This is a genomic window from Geodermatophilus sp. SYSU D01186 (genome assembly GCF_054050215.1).
The window spans coordinates 108487-135034 of record NZ_JBJGYW010000008.1 but is presented as its reverse complement, the minus strand read 5'-3'; the positions used below and the strand labels follow the sequence as shown (position 1 = coordinate 135034).

The window sequence follows — 26548 nt, the reverse complement described above, 5'->3', positions numbered from 1 at the left end:
CGCCTCACGCCGTCGGCGTACCGCCGATCGCGTCGAGCTCCTCCAGCTCCCGCGGGCCGAGCACCAGCGCGGCCGCGGCGAGGTTCTCCTCCAGGTGCGCCACCGACGAGGTGCCGGGGATGAGCAGCACGTTCGGGCTGCGGGCCAGCAGCCAGGCCAGCGCCACCTGCATGGGGGAGGCCTCCAGCCGGCGGGCCACCGTCTCCAGCGCCGCCGACTGCAGCGGGGTGAAGCCGCCGAGCGGGAAGTACGGCACGTAGGGGATGCCCTCGCGGGCGAGCGCGTCGATCATCGGGTCGTCGCCCCGGTGCACCAGGTTGTAGTGGTTCTGCACGCAGGCCACCGGCGCGATCGCCCGCGCCTCGGCCAGCTGCTGCGTCGACACGTGGCTGACCCCGAGGTGCCGCACCAGCCCCTCCTGCTGCAGGGCGGCCAGCGCCTCGAACGGCTCGGCCAGCGACCGCTCGACCGGCCCGTGCAGCCCGGGCATCCGCAGGTTCACCACGTCGAGGGCCTCGACGCCGAGGTTGCGACAGTTGTCCTCCACGGCCGACCGCAGCTCGGCGGGGGAGAGCGCCTCGGGCCACCCGCCGTCCGGCGTCCTCCGGGCACCGACCTTGGTGACGATGACCAGGTCCTCGGGGTAGGGGTGCAGCGCCTCGCGGATGACCTCGTTGGTGACGTGCGGCCCGTAGTAGTCGCTGGTGTCGACGTGGTCCACGCCGAGCTCGACCGCGCGGCGGAGGACGGCGACCGCGGCGTCCCGGTCGGCCGGCGGCCCCATCACGTGCGGGCCGGCGAGCTGCATCGCGCCGTAGCCGATGCGGTGCACCGGCCGGTCACCGAGGGTGGACTGTCCGGACCGCTGTGCGGTGAACGTCGTCATCCCCGGCCCCTACCCATCCGGGGGCGGGTCAGGCGGTGCTGCCGACCACCTCGGCGACCGGCCGCGGGGCGTCGGGGACGGAGGCGTCGTCCCGCCGGGTGACCGACTGGGCGAGGACGGCGATGCCGGAGCCGGTCAGGGCGAGGACGGCACCCACCCACATCGGCGCGGTGTAGCCGAAGCCGGCCGAGAGCACGAGGGCGCCGAGGGCGGCGCCGACCGCGTTGGCCACGTTGAACGCGCCCTGGTTGGCCGCCGAGACCAGGCTGCCCCCGCGCACCTGCGCGGCCTCGATGACGCCGTTCTGCACCACCGGGCCCAGCGCGAAGGACACCGTCCCGAACAGGACAAGGAGCACGACCGCCGCCACCGGCGTGCGGGCGAGGAAGGCGAAGGCGACCAGCACGACGGTGGTCGCCAGCAGCCCGACGGCGACGAAGGAGAAGCCGTGGCGGTCGCCGAAGCGGCCACCCAGCAGGGTGCCCACGGTCGTGCCGATGCCGAACAGCGCCAGCACCGGGGTCACCCACGCCTCCGGGATGCCGCCGAGCTCGGTGAGGATCGGGCTGACGTAGCTGTAGACGGCGAACAGCGCGGCGAAGCCGACCATGGTCAGGCCGAGCACGAGCCACACCTGCCCGCGGCGGAACGCGCGCAGCTCCGAGCGCAGGTCGCTGGGCTCGCCGACGTCGTGGGGCATCCACGCCAGCAGGCAGGCGATGGTGACCACGCCGATGACGGCGATCGCGCCGAGCACCAGCCGCCAGCTGGTCTGCTGGGCCACGAAGGTGCCGAGCGGGACGCCGATGACGTTGGCCAGGGTCAGCCCGGTGATCATCAGGGAGATCGCCTGGGTGGCGCGGTCGGGGGAGACCAGCCGGCGGGCGGCGACGGCCCCGACGCCGAAGAACGCGCCGTGCGACAGCGCGGTGAGCACGCGGGCGGCGGCCAGCGTCTCGTAGGTCGGGGCCAGCGCCGACAGGGCGTTGCCGACGACGAACACCACCATGAGGCCGACGAGGGTCTGGCGGGGCGAGAAGCGCACGCCGAGCGCGGTCAGCGTCGGCGCGCCGACCACCACGCCGATCGCGTAGGCCGAGATGAGCATCCCCACCGCGGACACCGACACCCCGAGACCGCCGGCGATCTGGGGCAGCATCCCCATGACGACGAACTCGGTGGTGCCGATGCCGAAGGCACCGATGGCGAGGGCGAGCAGACCGCGGGGCACGAGGGTGACTCCAGGAGGACGACGGCGAGTACGGGTGTGGCTCGGACTGCGTCGTCCTGCCGGGGGTCGTTGCCCGACCCTCTCTCAGGGCAAGTCAGTGCCCCGCGACGGCATGCCCCGAACGTCGGGTGGGTCTCCTCACACCCGGCGTCCGGGACCGAACCCCGGGTCAGGGCCTGAGGAGCACCTTGACGGCGCCCTCCTTCTTCTCCCGGAAGTTCGCGTAGGCCTCCGGTGCCTCCTCCAGCGGCACGTGGTGGGTCGCGAAGTCGTCGACGCCCAGCGGGTCGCCCTCGGTGAGGATCGGCAGGATGTCGGGCACCCAGCGCCACACGTTGGCCTGGCCCATGCGCAGCTGGATCTGCTTGTCGAACATCCGCATCAGGGGCAGCGGGTCGGTCGCGCCGCCGTAGACGCCGGACAGCGAGATCGTGCCGCCGCGGCGGACGGCGTCGATGGCGGTGTTCAGGGCGGCGAGGCGGTCCACGCCGGCCACCTGCATGACCCGCTCCATGATGGCGTCGGGGACGACGGCGGTCGCCTTCTGGGCGAGCGAGGCCAGCGGCGAGCCGTGCGCCTCCATGCCGACGGCGTCGATGACCGCGTCGGCGCCGCGGCCGTCGGTCGCGTCCTGGATGGCCTGCACGACGTCGTCCTTCCTGGTCGACCGGATGACGTTCGTGCCGCGGGCCGTCGCCCGCTGGAGCCGCTCGGGGACGACGTCGGAGGCGTAGACCTTCTCGATGCCCAGGTGGTGGGCGATGCGGGTGCACATGTCACCGATGGGGCCCAGCCCGAGGACGAGCAGGGTGCCGCCAGGCGGGACCGCCGCGTACTGGACCGCCTGCCAGGCGGTGGGCAGCACGTCGGACAGGTAGACGAAGCGGTCGTCGGGCAGCCCCGTCGGGACCTTGATCGGCAGCGTGTTGCCGAACGGAACCCGCAGGTACTCGGCCTGGCCGCCCGGGACCTGGCCGTAGAGCTTCGTGTAGCCGAACAGGGAGGCGCCGAAGCCCTGGTCGCGGTTCTGCGTCGTCTCGCACTGGGACTGCAGCCCCTGCGAGCACATCCAGCAGGTGCCGCAGGAGATGTTGAAGGGGACGACGACCCGGTCCCCGGGCTTGACGGCGGTCACCTCCGACCCCACCTCACGGACGACGCCCATCGGCTCGTGGCCCATGACGTCGCCCACCGACATGAAGGGCGCCATCACCTCGATGAGGTGCAGGTCGGAGCCGCAGATGCCGCTCGAGGTCACCTCGATGACGACGTCGGTCGGCTCCTGGATCGTGGGGTCGGGGACGGTGTCCACCCGGACGTCCGCCCGGCCGTGCCAGGTCACTGCGCGCATGTCGATGTGCTCCTCGGGTCCGCGTCGGAGGGCTCCGACGGAGCCCTCCTGCCCTGCCGTGAGGCGCATCGCTCGTGTATCGAGCCGCCGTCGGCGCGCCGGTCACTCTGCGGAGTGAATGTTGCACGCGCAGCTGAAGGGCAATGGTGCATTCCTGTGTTCCTGCTCACAAAACCGCAGGTCACGAGGGGGGTGGGCACATCACGAATTGATAACGGCATGTTTACATGGACCACGTCCGCTCCCCCGGGCACCGCACGCCGTCCTGTCCCCCACGGAAGCCAGGTGCATGACTCAGCTCCACGACGACCGCCTCCTCGCCGAGGGGTCGGCACCCGTCCCGGGTGTGCGCGACCCCCTCGACCCGGCCGCGGTCCCGTCCTCGCGACGGCAGCAGGCACCGGCGGGGGAGCCGACGGCGCAGCCCATCCCGACGCCGCGCGTGGGGGACGCGCAGCAGTCCGAGGCCGGCGGATCCGAGGCGCCGCACGAGCTGGCCGAGGTCACCGACCTCGCCGGCCTCAGCGGGCTCGCCGAGGCCACCGCTCGCGCCGGCATCGACGCCCTCCACGCGATCCCGGTCCCCGGCCCGGAGGCCGGGGGCGCCGTCCCGCCGGGACGCCGTCGCGGCCGGCGCCGCCGTCCGGCGCTGCCCGCGCCGTCCCGCCGGCCGGCCGCGTACCTGGCCGCCGCCCTCGTGGGCGCCGCAGGACTGGGTCTGTTCTCCCCGGGGGACCCGGTGGCGCAGGCCGAGCCGGTGAGCTCCTCGGTCAGCGTCGCCGAGGAGCTCGGCCTGGACGAGCAGGCCGCCGCCGCGCCCGTCATGCCGGACGACGCCGCCGCGCGGCTGGAGGAGATGGCCGCCAGCCGCACCGCCCGGGAGGCCGAGCAGGCCGCCGCGGCACAGGTGCAGGCCGAGGCCGACCGGCTGGCCGCCGAGGCCGCGGCGGAGGCCGCCCGGCCCAAGGCCGTGCTGCCCGTCGCCGGAGCCCGGCTGAGCAGCACCTTCGGCTCCCGCTGGGGTCGGATGCACGCCGGCATCGACCTCGCCGCCCCCATGCGCACCCCCGAGTACGCCGCGATGGACGGCGTCGTGCTCGAGGCGGGCCCGGCCAGCGGCTACGGCAACGTCGTCTACATCCAGCACGAGAACGGCGACGTCACCGTCTACGGGCACATGGAGGAGATCCTGGTGTCCGCCGGCCAGGTCGTGCGCGCGGGCGACACGATCGCGCTGCTCGGCAACCGCGGCCAGTCCACCGGGCCGCACCTGCACTTCGAGGTGGCGATCGGTGGCCTCGACGGCCAGAAGGTCGACCCGCTGCCGTGGCTGCGGGAGCGCGGCGTCCAGATCTAGGAGGACCCCCTTGCCCCCACCGCTCGCACGCTCGCGGCGGGGCCCTGCAAGGGAGCCGTTCCAGCACGTCACCCCGATGGACGCCCTCCTCCCGGCCGGTCCGGGCGGAGGGCGTCGTCGGTTGCGGCACACTCGCGGTGTGCGGCGCGGGACGGAGGTGGGCAGCTGATGGGACACGACCACGGCCACTCCCATCGGCCGGCGACCGCCTCGGCGGCGCACCGGCGCCGGCTGGCCGTCGTCCTCGTCCTCACCGTCGCCGTCATGGCCGCCGAGGTCGTCGGCGCGCTGGTCTCGGGCTCGCTGGCCCTGCTCGCCGACGCCGGGCACATGGCCACCGACGCCCTCGGCCTCGGCTTCGCGCTGGGCGCGGTCACGCTCGCCCAGCGCCCGCCGCGCGGCCGCCGGACCTTCGGCTGGCAGCGCGTGGAGATCCTCGCCGCGGTCGCCAACGGGCTGCTGCTGGTCGGGGTCGCCGTCTACGTCCTCGTCGAGGCGGTGCGCCGGTTCGGTGACCCGCCGGACATCGGCTCCGGCGTGATGCTCGTCGTCGCCGCGGTGGGCCTGACGGTCAACCTCGGCGGGCTCGTCCTGCTGCACCGGGGCCGGAGCGAGTCGCTCAACGTCCGCGGGGCGTACCTGGAGGTCCTCGCCGACGCGCTGGGCTCGGTGGCGGTCATCGCCGCCGCCGTCGTCATCGCCACCACCGGCTGGACGCCGGCCGACACCGTCGCCTCGATCGGGATCGGCCTGCTCGTCCTGCCCCGGGCCTGGTCGCTGCTGCGCGAGGCCGGCGACGTCCTGCTCGAGGCCGCACCGCGCGGGGTGGACCTGGACTCGGTGCGGGCGCACATCCTCGCGGTCGACGGCGTCCTCGGCGTCCACGACCTGCACGCCTGGACGATCACCTCCGGCCTGCCGGTGCTCTCCGCCCACGTCGTCGTCACCGACGAGGCCCTCGAGGCCGGGCACGGCGGGCGGGTGCTCGACGCCCTGTGCGGCTGCCTCGGCGACCACTTCGACGTCGAGCACTGCACCTTCCAGCTGGAGGCGGCCTCCCACGCGGGGCACGAGGCGCCCGTCCACGACTGAGGGCCTGCCTGAAGGGTCCCCGTTCCCGCACGTCGCCAGGTGGGACAGTGGGGGAGCAGTCGGGACGCAGGAGGCGCAGCGGTGGAGCACGGTCAGCACTCGGGCATGTGGGTGCCCAGCGAGCCACCGACCTGGGGGCGGATGTTCCTGCCGCACCTGGACGGCTGGTCGCTGCTGGCGGTGCTGAGCCTGCTCGGGATGGTCGGTTACCTGGTGGCGCTGGTCGTCCTGCGGCGCTCCGGAGTCGCCTGGCCGTGGTGGCGGACGGCGTCCTGGCTGGCCGGCTGCCTCTCGCTGTTCGCCGTGACCGGCACCTGGCTCAACGGCTACAGCATGGTGCTGTTCAGCATCCACATGGCCCAGCACATGGTGCTGTCGATGGTGTCGCCGATCCTGCTGCTGATCGGCGCCCCGGTCACCCTCGCGCTGCGCACGCTGCCCCGTGGCAAGGGGGTGGCCGGCGTCCCGCGGGCCCTGCTGCTCGACGTCCTGCACAGCCGGGTGGCGCGCTTCCTGTCGCACCCGGCGTTCACGCTGCCGCTGTTCCTGGCCAGCCTCTACGGCGTCTACTTCACGCCGGTCTTCGACGCGCTCATGGCCGATCCGTTCGGCCACCAGTTCATGCTCGCCCACTTCACGGTGACCGGGCTGCTGTTCTTCGGCCCGATCCTGGGTCAGGACCCCTGGCCCCGGACCACCGGCCACGGCGGCCGCATGCTCGAGCTGCTCATCCCGATGCCGCTGCACGCCTTCTTCGGCGTGGCCGTGATGATGTCCAGCGCCCTGGTCGTGACGACGTTCGCCGACCCGCCGGCCGGCTGGGGCATCGACACGCTCGCCGACCAGAAGGCCGCCGGCAGCATCGCCTGGTCCTTCGGTGAGCTGCCCACCGTCTTCGTCATGGCGATCGTGCTGTTCTCGTGGATGGGGTCCGAGGAGCGACGCGCCAAGCGCCTCGACCGCGCCGCCGTCCGCACCGAGGACGCCGAGCTCGAGGCCTACAACGCCCGCCTCCGCGCGATGGCGGCGGTGACACCGCCGTCCTCCGGGACGCCGCGCTGATCCCGTCGTCCTCCGGACGACGCCGTGGCCAGGTGCCGTCCCCGACGTGCGGTGAGCCCACCCGTGTCCAGGTCGGGAGGCCCTCCGGGCCTCCGCGACCGGTCCACTCCGAGTGGATGTCGTCCCGCCCCGTGGGCCGGGCTCTCGTCTCCTCCCGCGACTCCGGGGAAGGTGTCGCCCGTGGCGCCGGGGGAGGCGCACCTCCCCCGGAGTCGCGGCCCGGACCCCGGCACGACGCACCGCGGCCCCTCTCCGGACGGATCCGGGGAGGGGCCGCGGCGGGTGGGAACGAGGCTCAGCCGACGTGGACGACGGCGTCGCTGTCGGTGGGCAGGTCGTCCTTGGTGGCCTTGATCAGCACCGCGGACACCACCGCGCCGAGGACCAGCAGCGCCGCCGCCCAGGTGAAGGCGGTCGTGTAGCCCTCCACCTGCGCCTGCAGCGCCACGGCCGGGTCCTGCGGGTTGCCGCCGGAGGTGGCGACGTCGGTCAGGTGGTTGGTGATCGCGCCGACCGACAGCGTCGCCAGCAGCGCGGTGCCGATGGAGGCGCCCACCTGCTGGGTGGCGTTGAGCACCGCGCTGGCCGCGCCGGCGTCGTGCGCACCGGCCCCGACCAGGGCCAGGTTGGACAGCGGCACGAAGGTGAAGCCCAGACCCAGGCCGAGCAGCAGCTGGCCGGGGAAGGCCAGCGACCAGAACCCGCTGTCGACGTCCAGGAACGACAGGACGAACAGCCCCGAGGCCGCCAGCAGCCCACCGAGCACCATCAGCGGCTTCGGGCCGACCTTGACCACCAGCGCGCTGGCCGCACCGGCGGAGAGCAGCACGCCGAGGGTCACCGGCAGCGAGGCGATGCCGGCGTGCACCGGCTTGTACTGGAGCACCTGCTGGAAGTAGAGGCTCAGGAAGAAGAAGGCGCCGATCAGCCCGGCACCCACCAGCGTCGAGGTCAGGTACGCCCCGCCCCGGTTGCGGTCGAGGACGATGCGCATCGGCAGCAACGGGTTGCGGGTCCGCAGCTCCAGGACGACGAACGCCGCGACCAGCAGCACGCCGACGACGATGAACGCCAGCGCGGCCGGGTCGGTCCAGCCGCTGTCGGGGTTGCCGGCGGCCGCGTTCTCCTGCGACTTCTCGGCGACCTGGGTGAACCCGTAGACGAACGACGCGATGCCCGCGGTCACCAGGACCGCGCCGGGGATGTCGTAGCTGGTGTCACCCGGCGCCCGGCTCTCCGGGACGATCGGGATGGCCGCCACGATGGCGACGACGGCCACCGGCAGGTTCACCCAGAAGCACCAGCGCCAGTCGGCGTACTCGGTGAGCACGCCGCCGAGCAGCAGGCCCACGGCCGAGCCGCCGCCGGCGATCGCGCCGTAGACGGCGAAGGCCTTCGCCCGCTCCTTGGCGTCGGTGAAGAGCACGGTCAGCAGGGCCAGCGAGGCGGGCGCCAGCAGCGCGCCGAAGGCCCCCTGCAGCGCGCGGGCGGCGAAGAGCATCGCCTCGTTCTGCGCGATCCCGCCCAGCGCCGAGGCGACGGCGAAGCCGGCCGCGCCGACGAGATAGGTGCGCTTGCGGCCCCAGAAGTCGGCGATCCGGCCGCCGAGCAGGAGGAAGCCGCCGAAGGTCAGCGTGTAGGCGGTGACGATCCACTGCTGGCTGGCGGCGCTGATCTGCAGGTCGGCCGAGACGGCCGGCAGGGCGATGTTGACGATGGTGGCGTCGAGGATGACCAGGAGGACGGTCAGTGCGATGACCCCCAGGGCCAGCCACCGCCTCGGGTACGGCTCCTCGCCGACGTGGCCGGCGCCGGAGGCGCGCGTGGACGTGGGGTCAGTCATGGAGAGGTCCTCAGGAGGTCGTACGGGGAGAACCCGGTCGTCGGGCGCTCCGCAAGGTAACCGCCTGGGACCATGTCCGCGTGCCGCTCTCCCTGGTGTTCACCTCGGACACGCACGTCCCCAAGCGTGCGCGTGACCTACCTCATTCCCTGTGGGCGGCGATCGACGAGGCCGACGTCGTCGTGCACGCGGGGGACTGGGTCGACGTCGCACTGCTGGACCGGCTCGAGGAGCGGTGCCGGCGGCTGGTCGCGGTGCACGGCAACAACGACCACGGGGCCCTGCGCGAGCGGCTGCCGGAGGTGGCCCGCGCCGAGGTCGAGGGGATCCGGCTGGCCGTCGTCCACGAGACCGGCGACCGGAAGGGCCGCGAGGCCCGGTGCGCCGCCCGGTTCCCCGACACCGACCTGCTCGTCTTCGGGCACAGCCACATCCCCTGGGACACCACCACCGACACCGGGATGCGGCTGCTCAACCCCGGGTCGCCGACCGACCGGCGCCGGCAGCCGCACGGCACCTTCGTCACCGCGGTGGCCGCCGACGGCGCGCTGCGCGACGTGACGTTCCACCCGGTCCCGAGGTGACGGAGGACGACGCGTCGAGGGCGCGCTGGCGCCACCTCGGGGTGGGCCTCGCCGGGCTGGTCGCCGCCTGCGCCGCCCAGAACGGCCTGCCCTTCCTCACCGTCGCCCTGCGCGAGGAGGGCCTGAGCCTGACCGCCATCGGGCTGCTGGTCAGCGCGCCCGCGGTGGGCCTGGTCCTCAGCCTCCTGGCCTGGGGGGCCGCCGCCGACCGGTACGGCGAGCGGGTGGTGCTGACCGCGGGCCTGACCGTCGCCGCGGTCGCCCTCACCGGGGCGGCGCTGGCGGGGACGCCGGTCGCGGTGGGTCTGTGGCTGCTGCTCGCCGGTGCCGGCAGTGCCTCGGTGCACGCGGCCAGCGGGCGTCTGGTGCTCGGCTGGTTCCCCGCGCGGCAGCGGGGGCTGGCCATGGGCATCCGGCAGGCGGGGCAGCCGCTCGGGGTGGGCCTCGCGGCCCTGCTGCTGCCGCGGCTGGCCGAGGGTGGCACCGGGCGGGCGTTCGCCGCCCTCGCCGCGGGCTGCGCGGTCACCGCCGTCCTGATCGGCGCGCTCGTGCGGGACCCGGCCCGGCCGCCGGTGGTGGCCGGGGCGCCGCGGCCGGCCTCGCCCTACCGGTCCCCGGTGCTGTGGCGGGTGCACGCGGCCAGCACGCTGCTGGTGGTCCCGCAGTTCGTGGTGGGGGCGTTCGCCTTCGACTTCCTCGTCCGCGACGCCGCGTGGACCGCGGCCGCGGCCGGCACGCTGCTGGCGGTCACCCAGGCCGGCGGCGCGGCCGCGCGGCTGGGCGCGGGCGTCTGGTCGGACCGGGTGGGCAGCCGGCTGGGTCCGCTGCGGCTCATCGCGCTCGCGGTCGCCGCCGTCGTCGCCGCGCTGGCCGTCGCCGCCGCGCTGACCCCCTCGGCGCTGGGCCCGGCCGCCGCCGCGGCCGCCGTCGTCCTCGCCGCGGTCGTCACCGTGAGCCCCAACGGGGTGGCCTTCACCTCGGTGGCCGAGCACGCCGGGGCCGCCTGGGCCGGTCGCGCGCTGGGGGCCCACAACACCGCCCAGAACCTCTCGGCGGCGGCGACCGTGCCGCTGGCCGCGCTGCTCGTCGAGGGCGGCGCCGGGTACCCGGCGGCCTTCGCCGCCGGCGCCGTCGCCGCGGCCCTGGCGGTCGGCGTCGTGCCCGGCCGGGTGGCCGAGGCGCGCCCGGCGGCGCCCCGGCCCGGTGCCGCGGTGCCGACGCCGTGAGCGCCCGCCGTCCCTGGCCCTCGCGCGCGGTCGACCTGCTGGCCTGCCCGGTGTGCGGCGGGTCCCTGACGCCCCTGCCCGGCGACGCCGGCCTGCGCTGCCCCGCGGGCCACTCCTTCGACCGCGCCCGGCAGGGGCACGTCACGCTGCTGCCGCCCGGGCACGTGCCGCCGTCCGGCGACTCGGCGGCGATGGTCGCCGACCGGGTCGCCTTCCTGGCCGCCGGGCACTACGCCGGCATCACCGGCGCCCTGGCCGACGCCGTCGCCACCGGGGACGACGGGCCCCCGACGACCCTGCTCGACCTGGGCGGGGGCACCGGGCAGCACCTGGCCGGCGTCCTCGACCGCCTGCCGGACGCGGTCGGCGTGGTCCTCGACTCCTCCCGGTACGCGGCCCGGCGGGCGGCGGGTGCCTCCCCGCGGGCGGTCGCCGTCGTCGCCGACGCCTGGGCGCGGCTCCCCGTCCGGGACGCCGCCGTCGACCGGGTGCTCGTCGTCTTCGCCCCCCGCAACGGGCCGGAGATCGCGCGGGCGCTGCGGCCCGGCGGCCGGCTGGTGGTCGTCACCCCCGCCGCCGACCACCTGACGGAGCTGGTCGGGCCGCTGGGGCTGCTGCGGGTCGACCCGGAGAAGGGCCGGCGGCTCGCCGCGACGCTCGAGCCGCACCTGCGGCCGGTCGCGGCCGCGGACCACCGGGAGCGGCTGGAGCTGGACCGGGCCGCCGTCACGACGCTCGTCGGCATGGGTCCGCACGCGCGCCACCTCGGGCCCGGGGCGCTGGCCGTCGCCGTCGCCCGGCTCCCGGAGCGGTCTCCGGTGACGGTGTCGGTCGACGTGACGAGCTGGGTGCGGGCCGGCTGACGGGCCCGCCGCGGTGCCGCCGGGTCACGGGTGTGCGCTGGGACACAGTGCACTCACCGGTGGTGTGCGGCGCGCCTCCACCGTCGGGAGGAGACGCCGGTGGGTCACCGTCTAAGCTCGCGGCCGTGACGATCGCACCGGCGCCGATCGTGAGCCGGCCGAGCCCGGCTCACGAGGTCGAGAAGGGTTCGCGGCTCTCGAATCTGCTGCGGACCACCGACCACAAGACCATCGGCCTCATGTACCTGGCCACCTCGTTCGCATGGTTCCTGCTGGGCGGGCTGATGGCCATGCTCATCCGTGGAGAGCTGGCCCAGCCGGGCCTGCAGTTCCTCTCCCCGGAGCAGTACAACCAGCTGTTCACCATGCACGGCACGGTGATGCTGCTGATGTTCGCGACGCCGCTGTTCTTCGCCTTCGGCAACCTGATCATGCCGCTGCAGATCGGCGCCCCCGACGTCGCCTTCCCGCGGCTGAACGCCTTCTCCTACTGGCTGTTCCTGCTCGGGTCGATCGTCGCGCTGTCGGGCTTCCTCACCCCGGGTGGTGCGGCCGACTTCGGGTGGACCGCCTACACCCCGCTGTCGGACGTCACGAACAGCCCCGGCGCCGGCGGCAACCTGTGGATCACCGGCCTGGCCGTCAGCGGTCTGGGCACGATCCTCGGTGGCGTCAACTTCACCGCCACGATCGTCTGCCTGCGGGCGCCCGGCATGACCCTGTTCCGGATGCCGATCTTCACCTGGAACGCGCTCGTCACCAGCGTGCTGATCCTGCTGGCCTTCCCGATCCTCACCGCCGCGCTGCTGGCGCTGCTGGCCGACCGGAACCTGGGCGCGCTGATCTACTCCGAGGAGAACGGCGGGGCGCTGCTGTGGCAGCACCTGTTCTGGTTCTTCGGGCACCCCGAGGTCTACATCATCGCGCTGCCGTTCTTCGGCATCATCACCGAGATCATCCCGGTGTTCAGCCGCAAGCCGCTGTTCGGCTACAAGGGCATGGTCTTCGCGACCCTGGCCATCGGTGGCCTGTCCCTGACGGTGTGGGCGCACCACATGTACGCGACCGGTGCGGTGCTGCTGCCGTTCTTCGCGTTCCTCACCTACCTGATCGCCGTGCCGACCGGCATCAAGTTCTTCAACTGGATCGGCACCATGTGGCGCGGCCAGCTGACCTTCGAGACGCCGATGCTGTTCTCCATCGGCTTCATGGTCACGTTCCTCCTCGGCGGCCTGACCGGCGTCCTGCTGGCCAGCCCGCCGCTGGACTGGCACGTCTCCGACTCGTACTTCGTCGTCGCGCACTTCCACTACGTGGTCTTCGGCACCGTCGTGTTCGCCGCGTACGCCGGCATCTACTTCTGGTTCCCCAAGATGTGCGGCCGGATGCTCGACGAGCGGCTGGGCAAGCTGCAGTTCTGGCTGACGTTCATCGGCTTCCACGGCACGTTCCTGGTCCAGCACTGGCTGGGCAACGAGGGCATGCCGCGCCGGTACGTCAACTACCTGCCCACCGACGGGTTCACCACGCTGAACACGATCTCCACGATCTTCTCGTTCGTGCTCGGCGCCTCGACGATCCCGTTCCTGTACAACGTCTTCAAGTCGTGGCGGTTCGGCCGGCTCGCCGTCCGCGACGACCCCTGGGGCCACGGCAACTCGCTGGAGTGGGCGACGTCCTCGCCGCCGCCGCGGCACAACTTCGTGGAGATCCCGAAGATCCGCTCGGAGCGGCCGGCGTTCGAGGCGCACTACCCGCACCTGCTCGACCGTCTGCAGGCCGAGGCGCACGCCGGCAAGCGGCACGAGCCGTACGCCGGAGTCAGCAACCTCGGTCTCACCGAGGGCCGGCGGCAGGGGCCGAACGACCCCGACCCCAGCTGAACCGCGTCCCTGCAGGGACGCCCGCGACGCCCCGTCGGCCACCGGCCGGCGGGGCGTCGCCGCGTCCGGGGCGGGCCACGGTCGCCGCGAGCCGGTGGGGCACGATGGCGCCGTGCTGCACGACCCCATCCACCGGACGCCGTCGGACCCCTCCGGAGCGCCCCCTCGGGCGCTGCTGACCGTCACCGGGGTCGACCACCCGGGTGTCACGGCGCGGCTGTTCACCGCCCTCGCCGAGGCCGCGGACGGCCGGCGGGCGATCGAGGTGGCCGACGTCGAGCAGGTCGTCGTCCACGGGCAGCTGGTGCTCGGCGTGGAGGTCACGGCCGTCGCGCTCGACGGCGGCGGTGCCGTGGACGAGACGGCGTTCCAGGCCCGGCTGCGGCGGCTGGCCGCGGAGGTCGCGGACGCGACGGGCATGCAGGTGCAGGTCGACGCCATCGACGAGCAGGGCCGCCCGGCCGGCCGGGCGCACCACGTGATCGTCCTCGGCCGCCCCGTCCCGCCCGCCGCGGTGGCCGGTGCCGCCTCGGCGATCGCCGGCATCGGCGGCAACATCGACGCCATCCGCCGGCTGTCGGACTACCCGGTCACCAGCTTCGAGCTCACCGTGTCGGGCGCGGAGTCCACCGAGCTGCGGACCGCCCTCGCCTCCGTCGCCGCCGCCACCGGTGCCGACATCGCCGTGGAGCAGGTGGGCCTGGCCCGCCGCAGCAAGCGGCTGATCGTGCTGGACGTCGACTCCACGCTCGTCCGCGGCGAGGTCATCGACGAGCTCGCCGCCCGCGCCGGGCGCGCCTCCGAGGTCGCCCGCATCACCGCCGCCGCCATGAACGGCGAGCTGGACTTCGCCGAGTCGCTGCGGGCCCGTGTCGGTGCCCTGGCCGGGCTGCCGGTGAGCGTGCTCGACGAGGTGCGCGAGCACCTCGTGCTGACCCCGGGGGCGCGCACCCTGATCCGCACCCTGAAGCGGCTGGGCTTCCGCTGCGGCATCGTCAGCGGCGGCTTCACCCAGATCACCGACCCGCTGGCCGCCGAGCTCGGGCTGGACTTCGCCGCGGCCAACACCCTCGAGGTGGCCGACGGGCGGCTCACCGGGGGGCTGGTGGGGGAGATCGTCGACCGCGCCGGCAAGGCCCGCGCGCTGGCCCGCTTCGCCGACCAGTACGGCATCCCGCTGGACCAGACCGTGGCGGTGGGGGACGGCGCCAACGACCTCGACATGCTCAACGCGGCCGGGCTGGGCATCGCGTTCAACGCGAAGCCGTACGTGCGCGAGCAGGCGCACACCGCCCTCAACCAGCCCTACCTGGACGCCGTCCTGCAGGTGCTCGGCTTCACCAGGGACGAGGTCCTCGACGCGGTGCCGTGACCCGGTGACACCGTCGTCCCCCGGACGACACCGCGGCCAGGTGCCGTCCCCGGCGCCGTGCAGCCGCTGCCCGTGTCCCTGCGACCGGGCGCCCGTTCCCCCGCTCAGCCGGCCCGGTGGACGGTCCCCTCCAGCTCGACGCCGGCGGCGCGCAGCTGGTCGAGGGCGGCCGCGGTGGTCTCCGCGGTCACGCCCGCGGTGAGCGGCAGCAGCACCCGGGTGGCGAACCCCGAACGGACGGCGTCCAGGGCGGTGGCGCGCACGCAGTGGTCGGTCGCGATGCCGACGACGTCCACGGCGTCCACCTCGTGCGCGCGCAGCCAGTCCGCCAGGCGCACGCCGTCGGCGGCGCCCTCGAACCCGGAGTAGGCGGCGGCGTACTCGCCCTTGTCGAACACCGCCTCGATCGGCTCGCGGTCCAGTCGGGGGTGCAGCTCCACGCCGTCGGTGCCGACGACGCAGTGCCGCGGCCAGGTCTGGACGAAGTCGGGCGCCGCGGCGAAGTGGTGGCCGGGGTCGATGTGGTGGTCGCGGGTCGCCACGACGTGGGCGTAGTCCCCCGCGTGCCGGCGCACGTGCTCGGTGATGGCACCGGCCACCGCCTCCCCGCCGGCCACGGCGAGGCTGCCGCCCTCGCAGAAGTCGTTCTGCACGTCGACCACCACCAGTGCTCGGGTCATCGCCGTTCCCTCCTCAGGCCGTGACCGTCTCGATCGCGCAGTCGCCGCGCGACAGCGCCCACGCCTCCTGCGGCAGGGCCTCCTTCACGCGCGCGTGGTGGGCGCGGGCCGCGGCGAGGGCCTCGCGGGGCGACAGGGGGTCGCACACCCGGCCACCGCGCACGAGTTCCACGACCAGCTGCCGGTCGCCGTCCTCCGGCGGGATCGGGCCGCTGCAGATGACCTCGGCGGTCGCCGTCCCGTCGGTGTCGTGCCGGCGGACGGCGTGCTTGCGGCCGCCCACGGAGTTCTTCCCCTCGGACCGCTTCGCCACCGGGACGCCGTCGCGCTCCACCAGCTTGTAGACCATGCCGGCCGTCGGTGCCCCCGACCCGGTCACCAGCGACGTGCCGACGCCGTAGCCGTCCACGGGTGCCGCCATGAGCCCGGAGATGGCGAACTCGTCGAGGTCGCTGGTCACGATGATCCGGGTGCGGGTCGCGCCGAGGGAGTCCAGCAGCTCGCGGGCGTGCGTCGCCAGCGTGGGCAGGTCACCGGAGTCCAGCCGGATGGCGCCCAGCTCGGGGCCGGCCACCTCGACCGCCGTCCGGATGCCCTGGTCGACGTCGTAGGTGTCGACCAGCAGGGTCGTGCCGACCCCGAGGGCGGCGATCTGGGCGCGGAAGGCAGAGGCCTCGTCGTCGTGCAGGAGCGTGAAGGCGTGCGCGCTGGTCCCCGTGGTGGGGACGCCGTAGCGCCGGCCGGCCTCGAGGTTGGACGTCGACGCGAAGCCGACCAGGTGCGCGGCGCGGGCCGCGGCGACGGCGGCCTCCTCGTGGGTGCGCCGCGAGCCCATCTCGATGCACGGCCGCTCGCACGCCGCGGCGACCATGCGGGCCGCGGCGGAGGCGATCGCGCTGTCGTGGTTGAGGACCGACAGGATCAGCGTCTCCAGCAGCACCCCCTCGGCGAACGGGGCGCGCACGGTCAGCACGGGCGAGCCGGGGAAGAAGAACTCGCCCTCGGCGTAGCCGTCGACGTCCCCGCTGAAGGCGAAGTCGGCCAGCCAGTTGAGCAGTCGCGCGTCGGTGAGCCCCTGGTCCCGCAGGGTGGCGAGGTCCTCGTCGGAGAAGCGGAACCGGGGAAGCTCCTCCAGCAGCCGGGCCGTGCCGGCGACGACGCCGTACCGGCGGCCGTGCGGCAGCCGGCGGGCGAACACCTCGAAGACGCAGTCGCGGTGGGCGGTCCCGTCGGCGAGGGCGGCGGCGACCATCGTGAGTTCGTACCGGTCGGTGAGCAGGGCTGGACCCGTCGACATGGCTCCGGAGCGTAGGCGGCTGCGGCCGGGGCGACCCGTCGAGCGGCGGCGTCCTAAGGTGGGGGAGTGGGCGGACCACTAGCGCCGACACGGACGCCGGAGACCACGGTCGAGGAGCACGCCGATCTCGACCGACCCTGGGTGACGATCGTCTGGGACGACCCGGTGAACCTGATGACCTACGTCACCTACGTGTTCCAGGAGTTGTTCGGCTACGACGAGGCGACGGCGACCGCGCTCATGCTCGAGGTGCACCACGAGGGCAAGGCGATCGTGAGCTCCGGGCCCCGCGAGCGGATGGAGCACGACACCAACCGGCTGCACGCCTACGGGCTGTGGGCCAGCTTCCAGCGGGACACGTGAGCAGGTGAAGCCCTTCCGCCGCCGTGGCGACGAGTGCGTCGCCCGGCTCAACGAGGCCGAGGTCAGCATCGTCGGGCTGCTGCTCGACCAGCTGGAGCAGCTGCTGGACGCCGACGCGGCCGACGTCGGCTCCGACCCCGTCCTGCTGCGGCTGTTCCCCGACGGGCACCGGGGAGACCGGGCGCTGGCCGACGAGTACCGGGAGCTGACCCGCGAGGGGCTGGCGTCGGGCAAGAGCGACGACCTCGCCACGGTGCGGGCCACGCTGCCCCCCGACGGCGGCGCCGTCCGGCTGGACCCCGAGCAGGCGCAGGCCTGGCTGCGCACCACCAACGACCTGCGCCTGGCGATGGGGACCCGGCTCGGGATCGAGGCCGACAGCGAGCCCCCGGAGGACCTCTCGTCCGAGGAGGGCCAGCAGCTGGCCGTCTACTACTGGCTCACCGGCCTGCAGGGTTCGCTCGTCGACGCGCTCGTCGCCGGTCGCGCCGGCCGAACGTGAGCAGGACCAGCACGGCCAGGAGCAGGTCGAGGACGAAGAAGACGTAGACCATGCCGTGCAGCTCCACGTCGCGGAGCATCGCCCCGACCGTGGAGACGAGGACGACCAGCGACAGGGCGCCCATCAGCAGCAGGGTGAGCAGCCGGATCGAGACCAGCAGCACCAGCGAGGCCCGGTCGGCCCCGACGTCGCTGCTGTAGTGCCCGCTGCGGCGGCGCAGGCCGCCGATCCCGAGGACCAGGGCCGGTGCCGCGACGACCAGGACACCGACGACCAGCAGCACTCCGAGGACCACGGTCCGGCACGGTACTGGCGGCCCCGTCCGGGCACCGCCCCGAGCCCGCGAGCGGTGGGGGGACGACGGCCTTCTAGACTGGACCTGTGCTGCGCATCGACCGCGCGACCTACGACGCCATCGTGGCCCACGCCCGGGAAGACCACCCGGACGAGGCCTGTGGTGTCGTCGCCGGCCCCGAGGGCAGCGACCGCCCCGAGCGCTTCATCCCGATGCTCAACGCCGCGCGGTCGCCCACGTTCTACGAGTTCGACTCCGCTGACCTGCTGAGGCTGTACCGGGAGATGGACGACCGGGACGAGGAGCCGGTGGTCATCTACCACTCGCACACCGCCACCGAGGCGTACCCGTCACGTACCGACATCAGCTACGCGTCCGAGCCCAACGCGCACTACGTGCTGGTCTCGACGCGGCACCACGGTGCGCAGACCGGCCTGGCCGGTGACGACGTCGAGTTCCGCAGCTTCCGCATCGTCGACGGCGAGGTGAGCGAGGAGGACGTCGAGGTCGTCGAGTCCTACCTGTTCGGCCACTCGCCGACCACCGTCGTCTACGACTGAGACAGGGACCCTCCTGCCCCCGCTTCGGGACCCTGCAGGAGGGCCGACGGGGCCGCCCGCCGGAATGCCCCGCGGCGCACGGGCGTTCCCCGTCCAGACGCACGACCCGCCGCAGGCTGGCGGGCCCGCCACCCCCCGCTCCAGAGGAGAACAGCACGCCATGGCCATCGAGGTCCGGATCCCGACCATCCTGCGCACCCACACCGGCGGCAACAAGACCGTCGAGGGCACCGGTGACACCCTGGGCGCGCTCGTCGACGACCTCGACGCCAAGCACCCCGGCCTGAAGAACCGCCTCGTCACCGAGGAGGGCAAGCTGCACCGCTTCGTCAACGTCTACGTCAACGACGAGGACGTCCGCTTCACCGGTGCGCTCGACACCCAGGTCAAGGACGGCGACTCCGTCACGATCCTCCCGGCGGTCGCCGGCGGCTGCTGAGCGCCCGCTCAGCTCCCGCCCCGCACCCGTCTCCCCCGGAAGAGCACCCCCCATGGCCCGCTTCGCCTCCCTCGTCGACTCGCTCGGCAACACCCCGCTGGTGGGGCTGCCGAACCTGTCGCCGACCCCTGACGTCCGGCTGTGGGCCAAGCTGGAGGACCACAACCCCACCGGCTCCATCAAGGACCGCGCGGCGATCTCGATGATCGAGGCGGCCGAGAAGGAGGGGAAGCTCAAGCCGGGCGACACCATCCTCGAGCCGACCAGCGGCAACACCGGGATCTCGCTGGCGATGGTCGCCCGCCAGCGGGGTTACCGGCTGATCTGCGTGATGCCGGAGAACACCTCGATCGAGCGGCGTCAGCTGCTGGAGATGTACGGCGCGCAGATCATCAGCTCCCCGGCGGCCGGCGGCTCCAACCAGGCGGTCGCCGTCGCCAAGGGGCTCGCGGCCGAGCACGACGACTGGGTGATGCTGTACCAGTACGGCAACCCGGCCAACGCCGAGGCGCACTACACCGGCACCGGCCCCGAGATCCTGGCCGACCTGCCCTCGATCACCCACTTCGTCGCCGGCCTGGGCACCACCGGCACGCTCATGGGCGTCTCCCGCTACCTGCGCGAGAAGAAGCCCGAGGTGCGGGTGATCGCCGCCGAGCCCCGGTACGGCGAGCTGGTCTACGGGCTGCGCAACATCGACGAGGGCTTCGTGCCGGAGCTCTACGACGCCTCGCTGCTGGACTCCCGGTTCTCCGTCGGCCCGCAGGACGCCGTCCGGCGCACCCGCGAGCTGGTCGAGCAGGAGGGCATCTTCGCCGGCATCTCGACCGGCGCGATCCTGCACGCCGCGCTCGGCATCGCGGACAAGGAGGTGGCGGCCGGACGCAAGGCCGACATCGTCTTCATCGTCTGCGACGGCGGCTGGAAGTACCTGTCCACCGGCGCCTACGCCGGCACGCTGGAGGAGGCCACCTCCGCGCTGGAGGGGCAGCTGTGGGCCTGAGCCGGCTCCCGCTGTGGGCCTGAGCCGGGTCCTGCTGTGTGCCTGAGCCGGGTCCTGCTCGGGGCGTGAGCGCCGTCTCCCGGCGTTCCCCGCTAGCCTGACCTGCGTGCCTGGGACAGTCGACCGCCCGCGGGACGCCGCGTGAGGCTCACGATCGTCGGCTGCTCCGGCAGCGGCCCCGGGCCGCAGTCGCCCGCGTCCTGCTACCTCGTCGAGCACGACGGCTTCCGGCTGCTCCTCGACCTCGGCAACGGGTCCTTCGGCGTGCTGCAGGGGCTGGCCGACCCGGCCACCGTCGACGCGGTGTTCCTGTCGCACCTGCACGCCGACCACTGCCTGGACGTCGCGCCGTTCGTGGTCTGGCACCGCTACTCGGGGCGCTCCACGCGGCAGCTGGTGCCGATGTACGCGCCGGTGGGTGCCGAGCGCCGGCTGGCCCTGGCCTATGACATGGACGGCGAGGGGCTGACCGACGTCTTCGACTTCGTGCCCGTCGGCGCGGGCCGGCTGGAGCTGGGGCCGTTCACCGCCGAGCTGGTTCGCACCGCGCACCCGGTCGAGTGCTACGCCATCCGTCTGGACGCCGACGGCCGGTCGCTGGTCTACACCGGGGACACCGGCGCGAGCGACGCCGTCGTCCGGCTGGCCAGCGGTGTCGACGTCCTGCTGGCCGAGGCCGCGCACCCCGACGTCCCGGACCTGCCGCCGGCTCTGCACCTCAGCGGCCGGGAGGCCGGTGAGCACGCCGCGGCCGCGCAGGCCGGGCGGCTGCTGCTGACCCACGTGCCGCCCTGGATCGACCGGGAGGTGCAGCTGGCCGACGCGCAGGCGGTGTTCCCGGCCAGCGAGCTCGTGCAGCCCGGCGCCACCTACGACGTGTAGGTGTTGCCCGGCGGTGCGTCGGCGGGCACGGTGGGCCGGTGGTCGACGACGAACGGGACGGCGTCCGGCTGACCAGCCTGGACGCGCCGCTGGGCGACGGGCTGGACGTGACGAAGGGCGACCTCGTCGACCACCTCGACGCGTTCGCCGACCGGCTCGTCCCGCTGCTGGCCGGGCGTCCGCTGTCGGTGATGCGGGTCCGGCCGGGCCAGCAGCCGTTCATGCAGCGCAACGTGGCGAAGGGCGCGCCCGAGTGGGTGCGCACGGTGGCGGTCTGGTCCCAGGGGGCGCACCGCGAGGTGCACCAGGTGCTCTGCGACGACCGCCGGACCCTGCTGTGGCTGGCCAACCAGCGGGCGGTGGAGTTCCACGTCCCGTTCGTCCCGGCCGGCGGGGACGAGCCGACCGGCATCGTCCTGGACCTCGACCCGCCCGAGGGTGCCGGCTTCGACGTGGTGGTGCGGGCGGCCCACCTGGTCCGGCAGGCGCTGGCCGACGCCGGGCTGGCCGGGGCGGTGAAGACCAGCGGCTCCAAGGGCGTGCACGTCGTGGTCCCGGTGCGCGGCGCCCGCGCCGACGACGCCGCGGCCGCGACCCGGGCGCTGGCGGTGCGGGCCGAGCGACTGGACCCGGACGTCGCGACCACCGCCTACATCAAGGCCGATCGGCACGACCGCGTCTTCCTGGACTCCACGCGGTCCTACGCGTCGACGATCGTCGCCGCCTACAGCCCGCGGGTGCGGCCCGGGCTGCCCGTGTCGGCCCCGGTGTCGTGGGAGGACCTGCCGGCGGTGCGGCCGGGCGACGTCACCGTCCGGACGGCGGCGCAGCGGCTGGGGGACGGCGACCCGTGGACGGCGCTGCTGCCGGAACCGCAGGAGCTGCCGGCCGACCTCGTCGCCGAGGGCCACACCATCCCGGTCGCCCGCGTGCAGGCGATGCACGAGGGGCGCCGCCGGGCCCGCGCCCGCCGGGCGGAGGAGGGGGACTGACACTCCGGCGAGCGCTCCACAGGGAGCGCCGCCGTCCACAGCCGGCGCAGCCGGTCCCGGCGCGACGTCCGGGCCCCGGCGCAGGCTCCCGGGCATGACGACCGACCCGCAGACCATCGCCTGGCTCGACCAGGAGGACGCCCACCTCACCACCCTCATCCGCGAGAACCGCTGGGCCGTGCAGTACGTCGGCGAGGGGGAGTCGCCCGACGAGCCCGCCTTCGGCTACACCGTCGGGCTGTTCGGGCTGGGGCACCCGGAGCTGGTCGTGGTCGGGCTCGGCCCGGAGGCCACGCGCCGCCCGCTCGACGACGTCGCCGCGCTGGTGCTCGGAGGGCGGGCGCTGGTGGCGGGGGAGTTCGTCGCCCTGGTGGACCGGCCGGGGCGGCTGTTCGTCGAGGTGTGCCCCAACCCCGGCGAGATCCTGTACTCGGCCAACCGCTCCTACCGGCGTCCGGCCGAGGAGTCCGTCCCGGCGTACCAGCTGACCTGGCCCTCGCGCGACGGCACGTTCCCGTGGGAGCCCGGCCACCCGTGCGGTCCGGTCGGCCGGCCCCGGCCGGGCACGTGGCGGGCGCGAACCCGACGGCGGTCGCGGTCACGCACCGCGGCGCCGCGCGCGGTGCACGGTCCCGGCGCGCGGGGTGGCGGGGCGCGGGGGTGTCCCGGCCGGCCGGAGCGGTCGAGCATGAGCCGTCGACGGGCAGCGGCCCGGCAGGCGGGAGGGAGTCCGATGGCGCGCATCCACCGCGGTCGCTTCGGCGCCGAGATCGACGGCGACTTCGTCGTCTTCGTCATCGGGGCGCGGCTCAACACCCCGTGGCGGGTGCTGCAGAGCCTGCGCGACCTCGGCGGCCGGCGGCGGGGCATGCAGGCGATGCTCGCGGAGCTGGTGCGCCGGCCGGAGAAGGGGCTGCTCGGCTACCGGATGTCAGGGCTGACCGTGATCCAGTACTGGCGCTCCTTCGAGCACCTGGAGGCCTTCGCCCGGGACCCCGGCGACCTGCACCGGCCGACCTGGCTGGAGTGGTTCCGGCGCGATCCGCAGGGGCGGACCGGCATCTGGCACGAGACGTACCTGGTGCGCGCGGGGGAGTACGAGGCCATCTACAGCGACGTGCCGGAGGCCGGGCTCGCCGCCGCCGGCCGGGTCGTGCCGCTCGCGGGCAACAGCTCGGCCCGGCTCCGGCTGCGCCGGGAGGCGGGTGCGGTGCCGGGGCCGGGGGGGGGGGCGGGGGGGGGGGGGGGGGGGGCCCGGGCCCCCCCCCCCCCCCCCCCCCCCCCCCCCCCCCCCCCCGCGACGGGGCCCTCCGGCACCTGAGGCGCGCAGGCCGCGCCCCTCGGACACGAGCGCACCGCCGAGAGCCGTGCTGGGAGTGGTGCTCTCGCGGTGTTGCGCACGCTCCGGCGGCGTTGCCGCACGGCAAGAGCGAGGAGGACACCGCACGACCCGGCGGCACCGGAGTCCGGCGGGATCTCTGCTCCCACCTCGACGTCACCCGGCTGCCGGCCTCAGGCCAGGCCGAGCTCCCGGCGCAGCTTGGCCACGTGCCCGGTGGCCTTGACGTTGTAGGACGCCTTCTCGATGCGGCCGTCGGCGTCGACGATGAAGGTCGAGCGGATCACGCCGATGACCTCCTTGCCGTAGAGCTTCTTCGGCCCGAACGCGCCGTAGGCCGTGAGCACCTGCTTGTCGACGTCGGAGACCAGGGTGATGTTCAGGCTCTCCTTCTCGCGGAACCGCAGCAGCTTCTCCGGCGGGTCCGGCGAGATGCCGATGATGTCCAGCCCGGCCTCGGCGAGCTCCCCCGCCGAGGCGGTGAAGTCGACGGCCTGGGTGGTGCAGCCGGGGGTGAGGGCAGCGGGGTAGCAGTAGACGATCACCCGGCGTCCGCGGTGGTCGGCGAGGGAGACCGGGGTGCCGTCCGCGTCGGGCAGCGTGAACTCGGGCGCCGGGTCGCCGGGGGCGAGGCGGACGGGGGCCGAGTCGGTGCTGCTGTCGGTGTCGGTCATGTCCGGCATCCTGCCGTGTCCTCCCGACCGGACTCCACGGGGTGCCGGGGTGGACCCGCGCGACGGGTCGTCGGGAACGGGCTGGCCACCGCGGGGGCGGAGGGCCACAGTCGGTCCGTCCGGCCGCACCGGGAGGAGACGGCCATGGCTGGCCCTCTGCACTACGACGACGAGGCGTCGCGCCGGCTCGAGGAGGCCTACACGGGCGACGCCCTGGTGGAGCAGCGCCGCGCGGTCGTGGAGCTGCTGGCCCTGCGTCCGGGGGAGCGGGTGCTCGACGTCGGCGTCGGTCCCGGGCTGCTCGCCGCCGACCTGGCACGGGCCGTCGGGCCGACCGGGCGCGTCTGCGGCGTCGACACCAGCGAGAGCATGCTCGCCCTCGCGGGCCGGCGGGCGACGGCGGAGGGAGCCGCGCCGGTCGAGCTGCGGTGCGCCGACGCGGTCGCCCTCCCGTACGCCGACGCCACGTTCGACGTCGCCGTCTCGACCCAGGTGCTCGAGTACGTCGAGGACGTCGCGGCGGCGGTCGCAGAGCTGTGGCGCGTGCTGCGGCCGGGGGGCCGGGTCCTCGTCCTGGACACCGACTGGGACTCGGTCGTCTGGCACTCGCGCGACCGTGTCCGGACGGCGCGCGTGCTGGAGGCGTGGGAGCAGCACCTGGCCGACCCGCACCTGCCCGTGCGGCTGGCCGGCCACCTGGAACGGGCCGGTTTCCGGGTGGAACCCGTCCGCGTGCTGCCCCTGCTCGACGTCGGCTACGGACCGCGCGCCTTCAGCGCGCGCCTGCTCGACCTGGTCGCGGCCTTCGTGGTGGGCCGGAACGGACTGACGGCGGAGGACGTCGAGGGCTGGGCCGGCGACCTGCGCTCGCTCGGGCCGGAGTACTTCTTCAGCCTCAACCGCTACGTCTTCCGCGGCACGCGGGTCGGGTGAACCGCAGCTGTCAGCCGGAGAGGAACGACAGCCGCACGTGGCGCTGCGGGTTGTCGGCGTTGGTGTCGACGAGGCAGATCCGCTGCCAGGTGCCCAGCTGCATCCGTCCCTCCAGCACCGGGACGCTCGCGTGCGGCGGCACGAACGCCGGCAGCACGTGGTCGCGGCCGTGCCCGCGGCTGCCGTGCCGGTGCCGCCAGCGGTCGTCCCGGGGGAGCAGGACGTCGAGCTGGGCCAGCAGGTCCTCCTCGCTGCCCGAGCCGGTCTCGATGATCGCGACCCCGGCCGTCGCGTGCGGCACGAACACGTGCAGCAGCCCGTCGGCCTCGGCGCGCACGAAGTCGGCGCACTCCTCGGTGAGGTCGACGACGGTCGGGACGCCGCCGGTGCGGACCGCTCGCAGCTCCGATCGCATGCCCGCGATCCTGCCCGGGCCGACCGGGAACCGCCCGGTGCGCACTACTGTCGGCGTACGTGACGGCGACCCCCGCGAAGACCCGCCCCGACGGCCGGGCGGCCGACCAGCTCCGGCCGGTGGGCATCACCCGCAACTGGCTGGACCACGCCGAGGGCTCGGTGCTCGTCGAGTTCGGCCGCACCCGCGTGCTGTGCGCGGCGAGCGTGACCGAGGGCGTGCCCCGCTGGCGGAAGGGCTCGGGCCTGGGCTGGGTGACCGCCGAGTACTCGATGCTGCCGCGCGCCACCCACACCCGCAGCGACCGCGAGTCGGTCAAGGGCCGGATCGGCGGTCGCACCCACGAGATCAGCCGGCTGATCGGGCGGTCCCTGCGCGCGTCCATCGACCTGGCCGCGCTGGGGGAGAACAGCATCGCGATCGACTGCGACGTGCTGCAGGCCGACGGCGGCACCCGGACCGCGGCGATCACCGGGGCCTACGTGGCCCTGGCCGACGCCGTGTCGTGGCTCGGTGCCCGGAAGAAGCTGGCCCGGCCCAAGGCGATCGTGCAGTCGGTGGCCGCGGTCAGCGTCGGCGTCATCGACGGGCAGCCGCGGCTGGACCTCGCCTACGAGGAGGACGTCCGCGCCGGCACCGACATGAACGTCGTCTGCACCGGCGACGGCAGCTTCGTCGAGGTGCAGGGCACCGCGGAGAACGGCGTCTTCGACCGGGCGACGCTCGACGCGCTGCTGGACCTCGCCGTGGGCGGCTGCGCCGAGCTGAGCCGGCTGCAGGCCGAGGCGCTGGCCCGGTCCGAGGGAGCCCGGTGAGCACCCGGCTGCTGCTGGCCACCCGCAACCCCGGCAAGCTCGCCGAGCTGCAGCGGCTGCTGGAGTGCGCCGTCCCCGGGGTGGAGGTCGTCGGCCTGCGGGACGTCGAGGAGTACCCCGAGGCGCCGGAGACCGGTGTCACGTTCGCCGAGAACGCGCTGCTCAAGGCGCGGGAGGCGGTGCGGTACACCGGCCTGCCCGCGGTCGCCGACGACTCCGGGCTGACCGTCGACGCGCTCAACGGCATGCCCGGGGTGCTCAGCGCCCGCTGGTCGGGGCGGCACGGGGACGACGCGGCCAACACCGCGCTGCTGCTGGGCCAGCTGGCCGACGTCCCCGACGAGCGGCGCGGCGGGGCGTTCGTCTGCGCGGCCGCCGTCGTGACGCCGAGCGGTGCCGAGCACGTGCTGGAGCGCTCGTGGCGCGGCCGGGTGGTGCGGGAGGCGCGCGGCGGCAACGGGTTCGGCTACGACCCGGTGTTCCAGCCCGACGGTCTGGAGGTCACCGCGGCCGAGCTGGCCCCGGCGGAGAAGGACGCGCGGAGTCACCGCGGTCAGGCCTTCTCGGCGCTGGTCCCGCTGGTGGCCGAGTTGCTCCGGCCCGCCTGAC

At 74.4% G+C, this 26548-nt stretch carries 28 protein-coding genes; 19 read left to right on the top strand and 9 right to left on the bottom strand.

What is annotated here, in order from left to right:
• Positions 1-4: 4 nt before the first annotated feature.
• From ACI784_RS08610 to ACI784_RS08600, 3 genes are all read right to left on the bottom strand, one after another.
• On the bottom strand, positions 5-886 hold the full coding sequence (locus ACI784_RS08610) for an aldo/keto reductase family oxidoreductase (RefSeq protein WP_457013149.1): 882 nt from the start codon (positions 884-886) through the stop codon (positions 5-7).
• A 28-nt stretch (positions 887-914) separates the two neighbouring features.
• Positions 915-2117, bottom strand: a complete 1203-nt coding sequence (locus ACI784_RS08605; protein ID WP_457013148.1) for an MFS transporter — start codon at positions 2115-2117, stop codon at positions 915-917.
• A gap of 169 nt (positions 2118-2286) precedes the next feature.
• Positions 2287-3468, bottom strand: a complete 1182-nt coding sequence (locus ACI784_RS08600) for an alcohol dehydrogenase catalytic domain-containing protein (protein WP_457013147.1) — start codon at positions 3466-3468, stop codon at positions 2287-2289.
• 289 nt (positions 3469-3757) lie between these two features.
• Here ACI784_RS08600 and ACI784_RS08595 point away from each other — a divergent pair, with 289 nt between their 5' ends.
• The 3 genes from ACI784_RS08595 to ACI784_RS08585 all read left to right on the top strand — a co-directional run bounded on the left by ACI784_RS08595 (position 3758) and on the right by ACI784_RS08585 (position 6979).
• Complete coding sequence (locus tag ACI784_RS08595; protein ID WP_457013146.1) at positions 3758-4825, top strand: peptidoglycan DD-metalloendopeptidase family protein; 1068 nt, start codon at positions 3758-3760, stop codon at positions 4823-4825.
• Positions 4826-4993: 168 nt separating this feature from the next.
• A complete protein-coding gene (locus tag ACI784_RS08590) occupies positions 4994-5917 on the top strand; it encodes a cation diffusion facilitator family transporter (protein WP_457013145.1) in 924 nt (307 codons plus the stop codon).
• An 81-nt stretch (positions 5918-5998) separates the two neighbouring features.
• Complete coding sequence (locus tag ACI784_RS08585; RefSeq protein ID WP_457013144.1) at positions 5999-6979, top strand: cytochrome c oxidase assembly protein; 981 nt, start codon at positions 5999-6001, stop codon at positions 6977-6979.
• Between the two features lie 295 nt (positions 6980-7274).
• Here ACI784_RS08585 and ACI784_RS08580 read toward each other — a convergent pair whose 3' ends face one another.
• Positions 7275-8822, bottom strand: a complete 1548-nt coding sequence (locus ACI784_RS08580; protein WP_456923173.1) for an MFS transporter — start codon at positions 8820-8822, stop codon at positions 7275-7277.
• Positions 8823-8902: 80 nt separating this feature from the next.
• Between ACI784_RS08580 and ACI784_RS08575 the strand changes: the two genes are divergently transcribed.
• The 5 genes from ACI784_RS08575 to serB all read left to right on the top strand — a co-directional run bounded on the left by ACI784_RS08575 (position 8903) and on the right by serB (position 14750).
• On the top strand, positions 8903-9406 hold the full coding sequence (locus tag ACI784_RS08575) for a metallophosphoesterase family protein (protein ID WP_457013143.1): 504 nt from the start codon (positions 8903-8905) through the stop codon (positions 9404-9406).
• Positions 9403-10632, top strand: coding sequence for an MFS transporter (locus tag ACI784_RS08570; protein ID WP_457013142.1), 1230 nt, complete (start codon positions 9403-9405; stop codon positions 10630-10632). Before ACI784_RS08575 ends, ACI784_RS08570 begins: the two co-directional genes overlap by 4 nt.
• Positions 10629-11495: a putative RNA methyltransferase gene (locus ACI784_RS08565; RefSeq protein ID WP_457013141.1), complete on the top strand. Its 867-nt coding sequence runs from the start codon at positions 10629-10631 to the stop codon at positions 11493-11495. Before ACI784_RS08570 ends, ACI784_RS08565 begins: the two co-directional genes overlap by 4 nt.
• A 125-nt stretch (positions 11496-11620) precedes the next feature.
• Positions 11621-13378 carry an aa3-type cytochrome oxidase subunit I gene (gene ctaD / locus ACI784_RS08560; protein ID WP_457013140.1) on the top strand — a complete coding sequence of 586 codons (1758 nt, stop codon included), beginning with the start codon at positions 11621-11623 and terminating at the stop codon, positions 13376-13378.
• Between the two features lie 112 nt (positions 13379-13490).
• Positions 13491-14750, top strand: a complete 1260-nt coding sequence (serB, locus tag ACI784_RS08555; protein ID WP_457013139.1) for a phosphoserine phosphatase SerB — start codon at positions 13491-13493, stop codon at positions 14748-14750.
• A 104-nt stretch (positions 14751-14854) separates the two neighbouring features.
• Here the strand turns inward: serB and ACI784_RS08550 are convergent, their stop codons facing one another.
• Positions 14855-15430, bottom strand: a complete 576-nt coding sequence (locus tag ACI784_RS08550; protein WP_457013138.1) for an isochorismatase family protein — start codon at positions 15428-15430, stop codon at positions 14855-14857.
• Between the two features lie 13 nt (positions 15431-15443).
• Positions 15444-16727, bottom strand: a complete 1284-nt coding sequence (locus tag ACI784_RS08545) for a nicotinate phosphoribosyltransferase (protein ID WP_457013137.1) — start codon at positions 16725-16727, stop codon at positions 15444-15446.
• 66 nt (positions 16728-16793) lie between these two features.
• Here ACI784_RS08545 and clpS point away from each other — a divergent pair, with 66 nt between their 5' ends.
• Both clpS and ACI784_RS08535 read left to right on the top strand, forming a co-directional pair.
• Positions 16794-17090 (top strand): ATP-dependent Clp protease adapter ClpS, encoded by a 297-nt coding sequence (gene clpS / locus ACI784_RS08540; protein ID WP_456923165.1) that lies wholly within the window; start codon positions 16794-16796, stop codon positions 17088-17090.
• Positions 17091-17094: 4 nt separating this feature from the next.
• Positions 17095-17592, top strand: a complete 498-nt coding sequence (locus ACI784_RS08535) for a DUF2017 family protein (RefSeq protein ID WP_456923164.1) — start codon at positions 17095-17097, stop codon at positions 17590-17592.
• On the opposite strand, the gene ACI784_RS08530 is transcribed toward ACI784_RS08535, so the two are convergent.
• Entirely contained in the window at positions 17531-17887 is a 357-nt protein-coding gene (locus ACI784_RS08530; RefSeq protein ID WP_456923163.1) for a hypothetical protein, read from the bottom strand. The genes ACI784_RS08535 and ACI784_RS08530 overlap by 62 nt on opposite strands.
• An 86-nt stretch (positions 17888-17973) precedes the next feature.
• Here ACI784_RS08530 and ACI784_RS08525 point away from each other — a divergent pair, with 86 nt between their 5' ends.
• From ACI784_RS08525 to ACI784_RS08500, 6 genes are all read left to right on the top strand, one after another.
• Positions 17974-18447 carry a Mov34/MPN/PAD-1 family protein gene (locus ACI784_RS08525; RefSeq protein ID WP_457013136.1) on the top strand — a complete coding sequence of 158 codons (474 nt, stop codon included), beginning with the start codon at positions 17974-17976 and terminating at the stop codon, positions 18445-18447.
• Positions 18448-18607: 160 nt separating this feature from the next.
• Positions 18608-18886: a ubiquitin-like small modifier protein 1 gene (locus ACI784_RS08520; protein ID WP_436693918.1), complete on the top strand. Its 279-nt coding sequence runs from the start codon at positions 18608-18610 to the stop codon at positions 18884-18886.
• 52 nt (positions 18887-18938) lie between these two features.
• The gene (locus ACI784_RS08515) at positions 18939-19889 is read left to right on the top strand and encodes a PLP-dependent cysteine synthase family protein (protein ID WP_456923161.1); all 951 of its coding nucleotides are present in this window, start codon (positions 18939-18941) and stop codon (positions 19887-19889) included.
• Between the two features lie 141 nt (positions 19890-20030).
• Positions 20031-20771: an MBL fold metallo-hydrolase gene (locus ACI784_RS08510; protein WP_456923160.1), complete on the top strand. Its 741-nt coding sequence runs from the start codon at positions 20031-20033 to the stop codon at positions 20769-20771.
• 38 nt (positions 20772-20809) lie between these two features.
• Positions 20810-21763, top strand: coding sequence for a DNA polymerase domain-containing protein (locus ACI784_RS08505; protein WP_457013135.1), 954 nt, complete (start codon positions 20810-20812; stop codon positions 21761-21763).
• A gap of 94 nt (positions 21764-21857) precedes the next feature.
• Positions 21858-23084 (top strand): monooxygenase family protein, encoded by a 1227-nt coding sequence (locus tag ACI784_RS08500; protein ID WP_457013134.1) that lies wholly within the window; start codon positions 21858-21860, stop codon positions 23082-23084.
• A 191-nt stretch (positions 23085-23275) separates the two neighbouring features.
• Here the strand turns inward: ACI784_RS08500 and bcp are convergent, their stop codons facing one another.
• The gene (gene bcp, locus ACI784_RS08495) at positions 23276-23776 is read right to left on the bottom strand and encodes a thioredoxin-dependent thiol peroxidase (RefSeq protein WP_456923156.1); all 501 of its coding nucleotides are present in this window, start codon (positions 23774-23776) and stop codon (positions 23276-23278) included.
• Positions 23777-23920: 144 nt separating this feature from the next.
• On the opposite strand from bcp, the gene ACI784_RS08490 reads away from it, so the two are divergent.
• A complete protein-coding gene (locus ACI784_RS08490; RefSeq protein ID WP_457013133.1) occupies positions 23921-24709 on the top strand; it encodes a methyltransferase domain-containing protein in 789 nt (262 codons plus the stop codon).
• A gap of 10 nt (positions 24710-24719) precedes the next feature.
• Here the strand turns inward: ACI784_RS08490 and ACI784_RS08485 are convergent, their stop codons facing one another.
• Positions 24720-25124: a YjbQ family protein gene (locus ACI784_RS08485; RefSeq protein WP_456923154.1), complete on the bottom strand. Its 405-nt coding sequence runs from the start codon at positions 25122-25124 to the stop codon at positions 24720-24722.
• Positions 25125-25183: 59 nt separating this feature from the next.
• Here ACI784_RS08485 and rph point away from each other — a divergent pair, with 59 nt between their 5' ends.
• On the top strand, positions 25184-25939 hold the full coding sequence (gene rph, locus ACI784_RS08480; RefSeq protein ID WP_456923153.1) for a ribonuclease PH: 756 nt from the start codon (positions 25184-25186) through the stop codon (positions 25937-25939).
• Positions 25936-26547 (top strand): RdgB/HAM1 family non-canonical purine NTP pyrophosphatase, encoded by a 612-nt coding sequence (rdgB, locus tag ACI784_RS08475; protein WP_456923152.1) that lies wholly within the window; start codon positions 25936-25938, stop codon positions 26545-26547. The genes rph and rdgB overlap by 4 nt, the downstream gene beginning before the upstream one ends.
• Position 26548: the final 1 nt, after the last annotated feature.

What these genes read in the sequence shown, in the direction of transcription:
- ACI784_RS08550 (WP_457013138.1), bottom strand. Translation starts at nt 15,430, where the DNA reads ATGACCCGAGCACTGGTGGTGGTCGACGTGCAGAACGACTTCTGCGAG.
- ACI784_RS08500 (WP_457013134.1), top strand. Translation starts at nt 21,858, where the DNA reads ATGACGACCGACCCGCAGACCATCGCCTGGCTCGACCAGGAGGACGCC.
- ACI784_RS08610 (WP_457013149.1), bottom strand. Translation starts at nt 886, where the DNA reads ATGACGACGTTCACCGCACAGCGGTCCGGACAGTCCACCCTCGGTGAC.
- ACI784_RS08595 (WP_457013146.1), top strand. Translation starts at nt 3,758, where the DNA reads ATGACTCAGCTCCACGACGACCGCCTCCTCGCCGAGGGGTCGGCACCC.
- ACI784_RS08545 (WP_457013137.1), bottom strand. Translation starts at nt 16,727, where the DNA reads ATGTCGACGGGTCCAGCCCTGCTCACCGACCGGTACGAACTCACGATG.
- bcp (WP_456923156.1), bottom strand. Translation starts at nt 23,776, where the DNA reads ATGACCGACACCGACAGCAGCACCGACTCGGCCCCCGTCCGCCTCGCC.
- ACI784_RS08590 (WP_457013145.1), top strand. Translation starts at nt 4,994, where the DNA reads ATGGGACACGACCACGGCCACTCCCATCGGCCGGCGACCGCCTCGGCG.
- ACI784_RS08485 (WP_456923154.1), bottom strand. Translation starts at nt 25,124, where the DNA reads ATGCGATCGGAGCTGCGAGCGGTCCGCACCGGCGGCGTCCCGACCGTC.
- ACI784_RS08580 (WP_456923173.1), bottom strand. Translation starts at nt 8,822, where the DNA reads ATGACTGACCCCACGTCCACGCGCGCCTCCGGCGCCGGCCACGTCGGC.
- ACI784_RS08600 (WP_457013147.1), bottom strand. Translation starts at nt 3,468, where the DNA reads ATGCGCGCAGTGACCTGGCACGGCCGGGCGGACGTCCGGGTGGACACC.
- ACI784_RS08490 (WP_457013133.1), top strand. Translation starts at nt 23,921, where the DNA reads ATGGCTGGCCCTCTGCACTACGACGACGAGGCGTCGCGCCGGCTCGAG.
- ACI784_RS08515 (WP_456923161.1), top strand. Translation starts at nt 18,939, where the DNA reads ATGGCCCGCTTCGCCTCCCTCGTCGACTCGCTCGGCAACACCCCGCTG.
- ACI784_RS08520 (WP_436693918.1), top strand. Translation starts at nt 18,608, where the DNA reads ATGGCCATCGAGGTCCGGATCCCGACCATCCTGCGCACCCACACCGGC.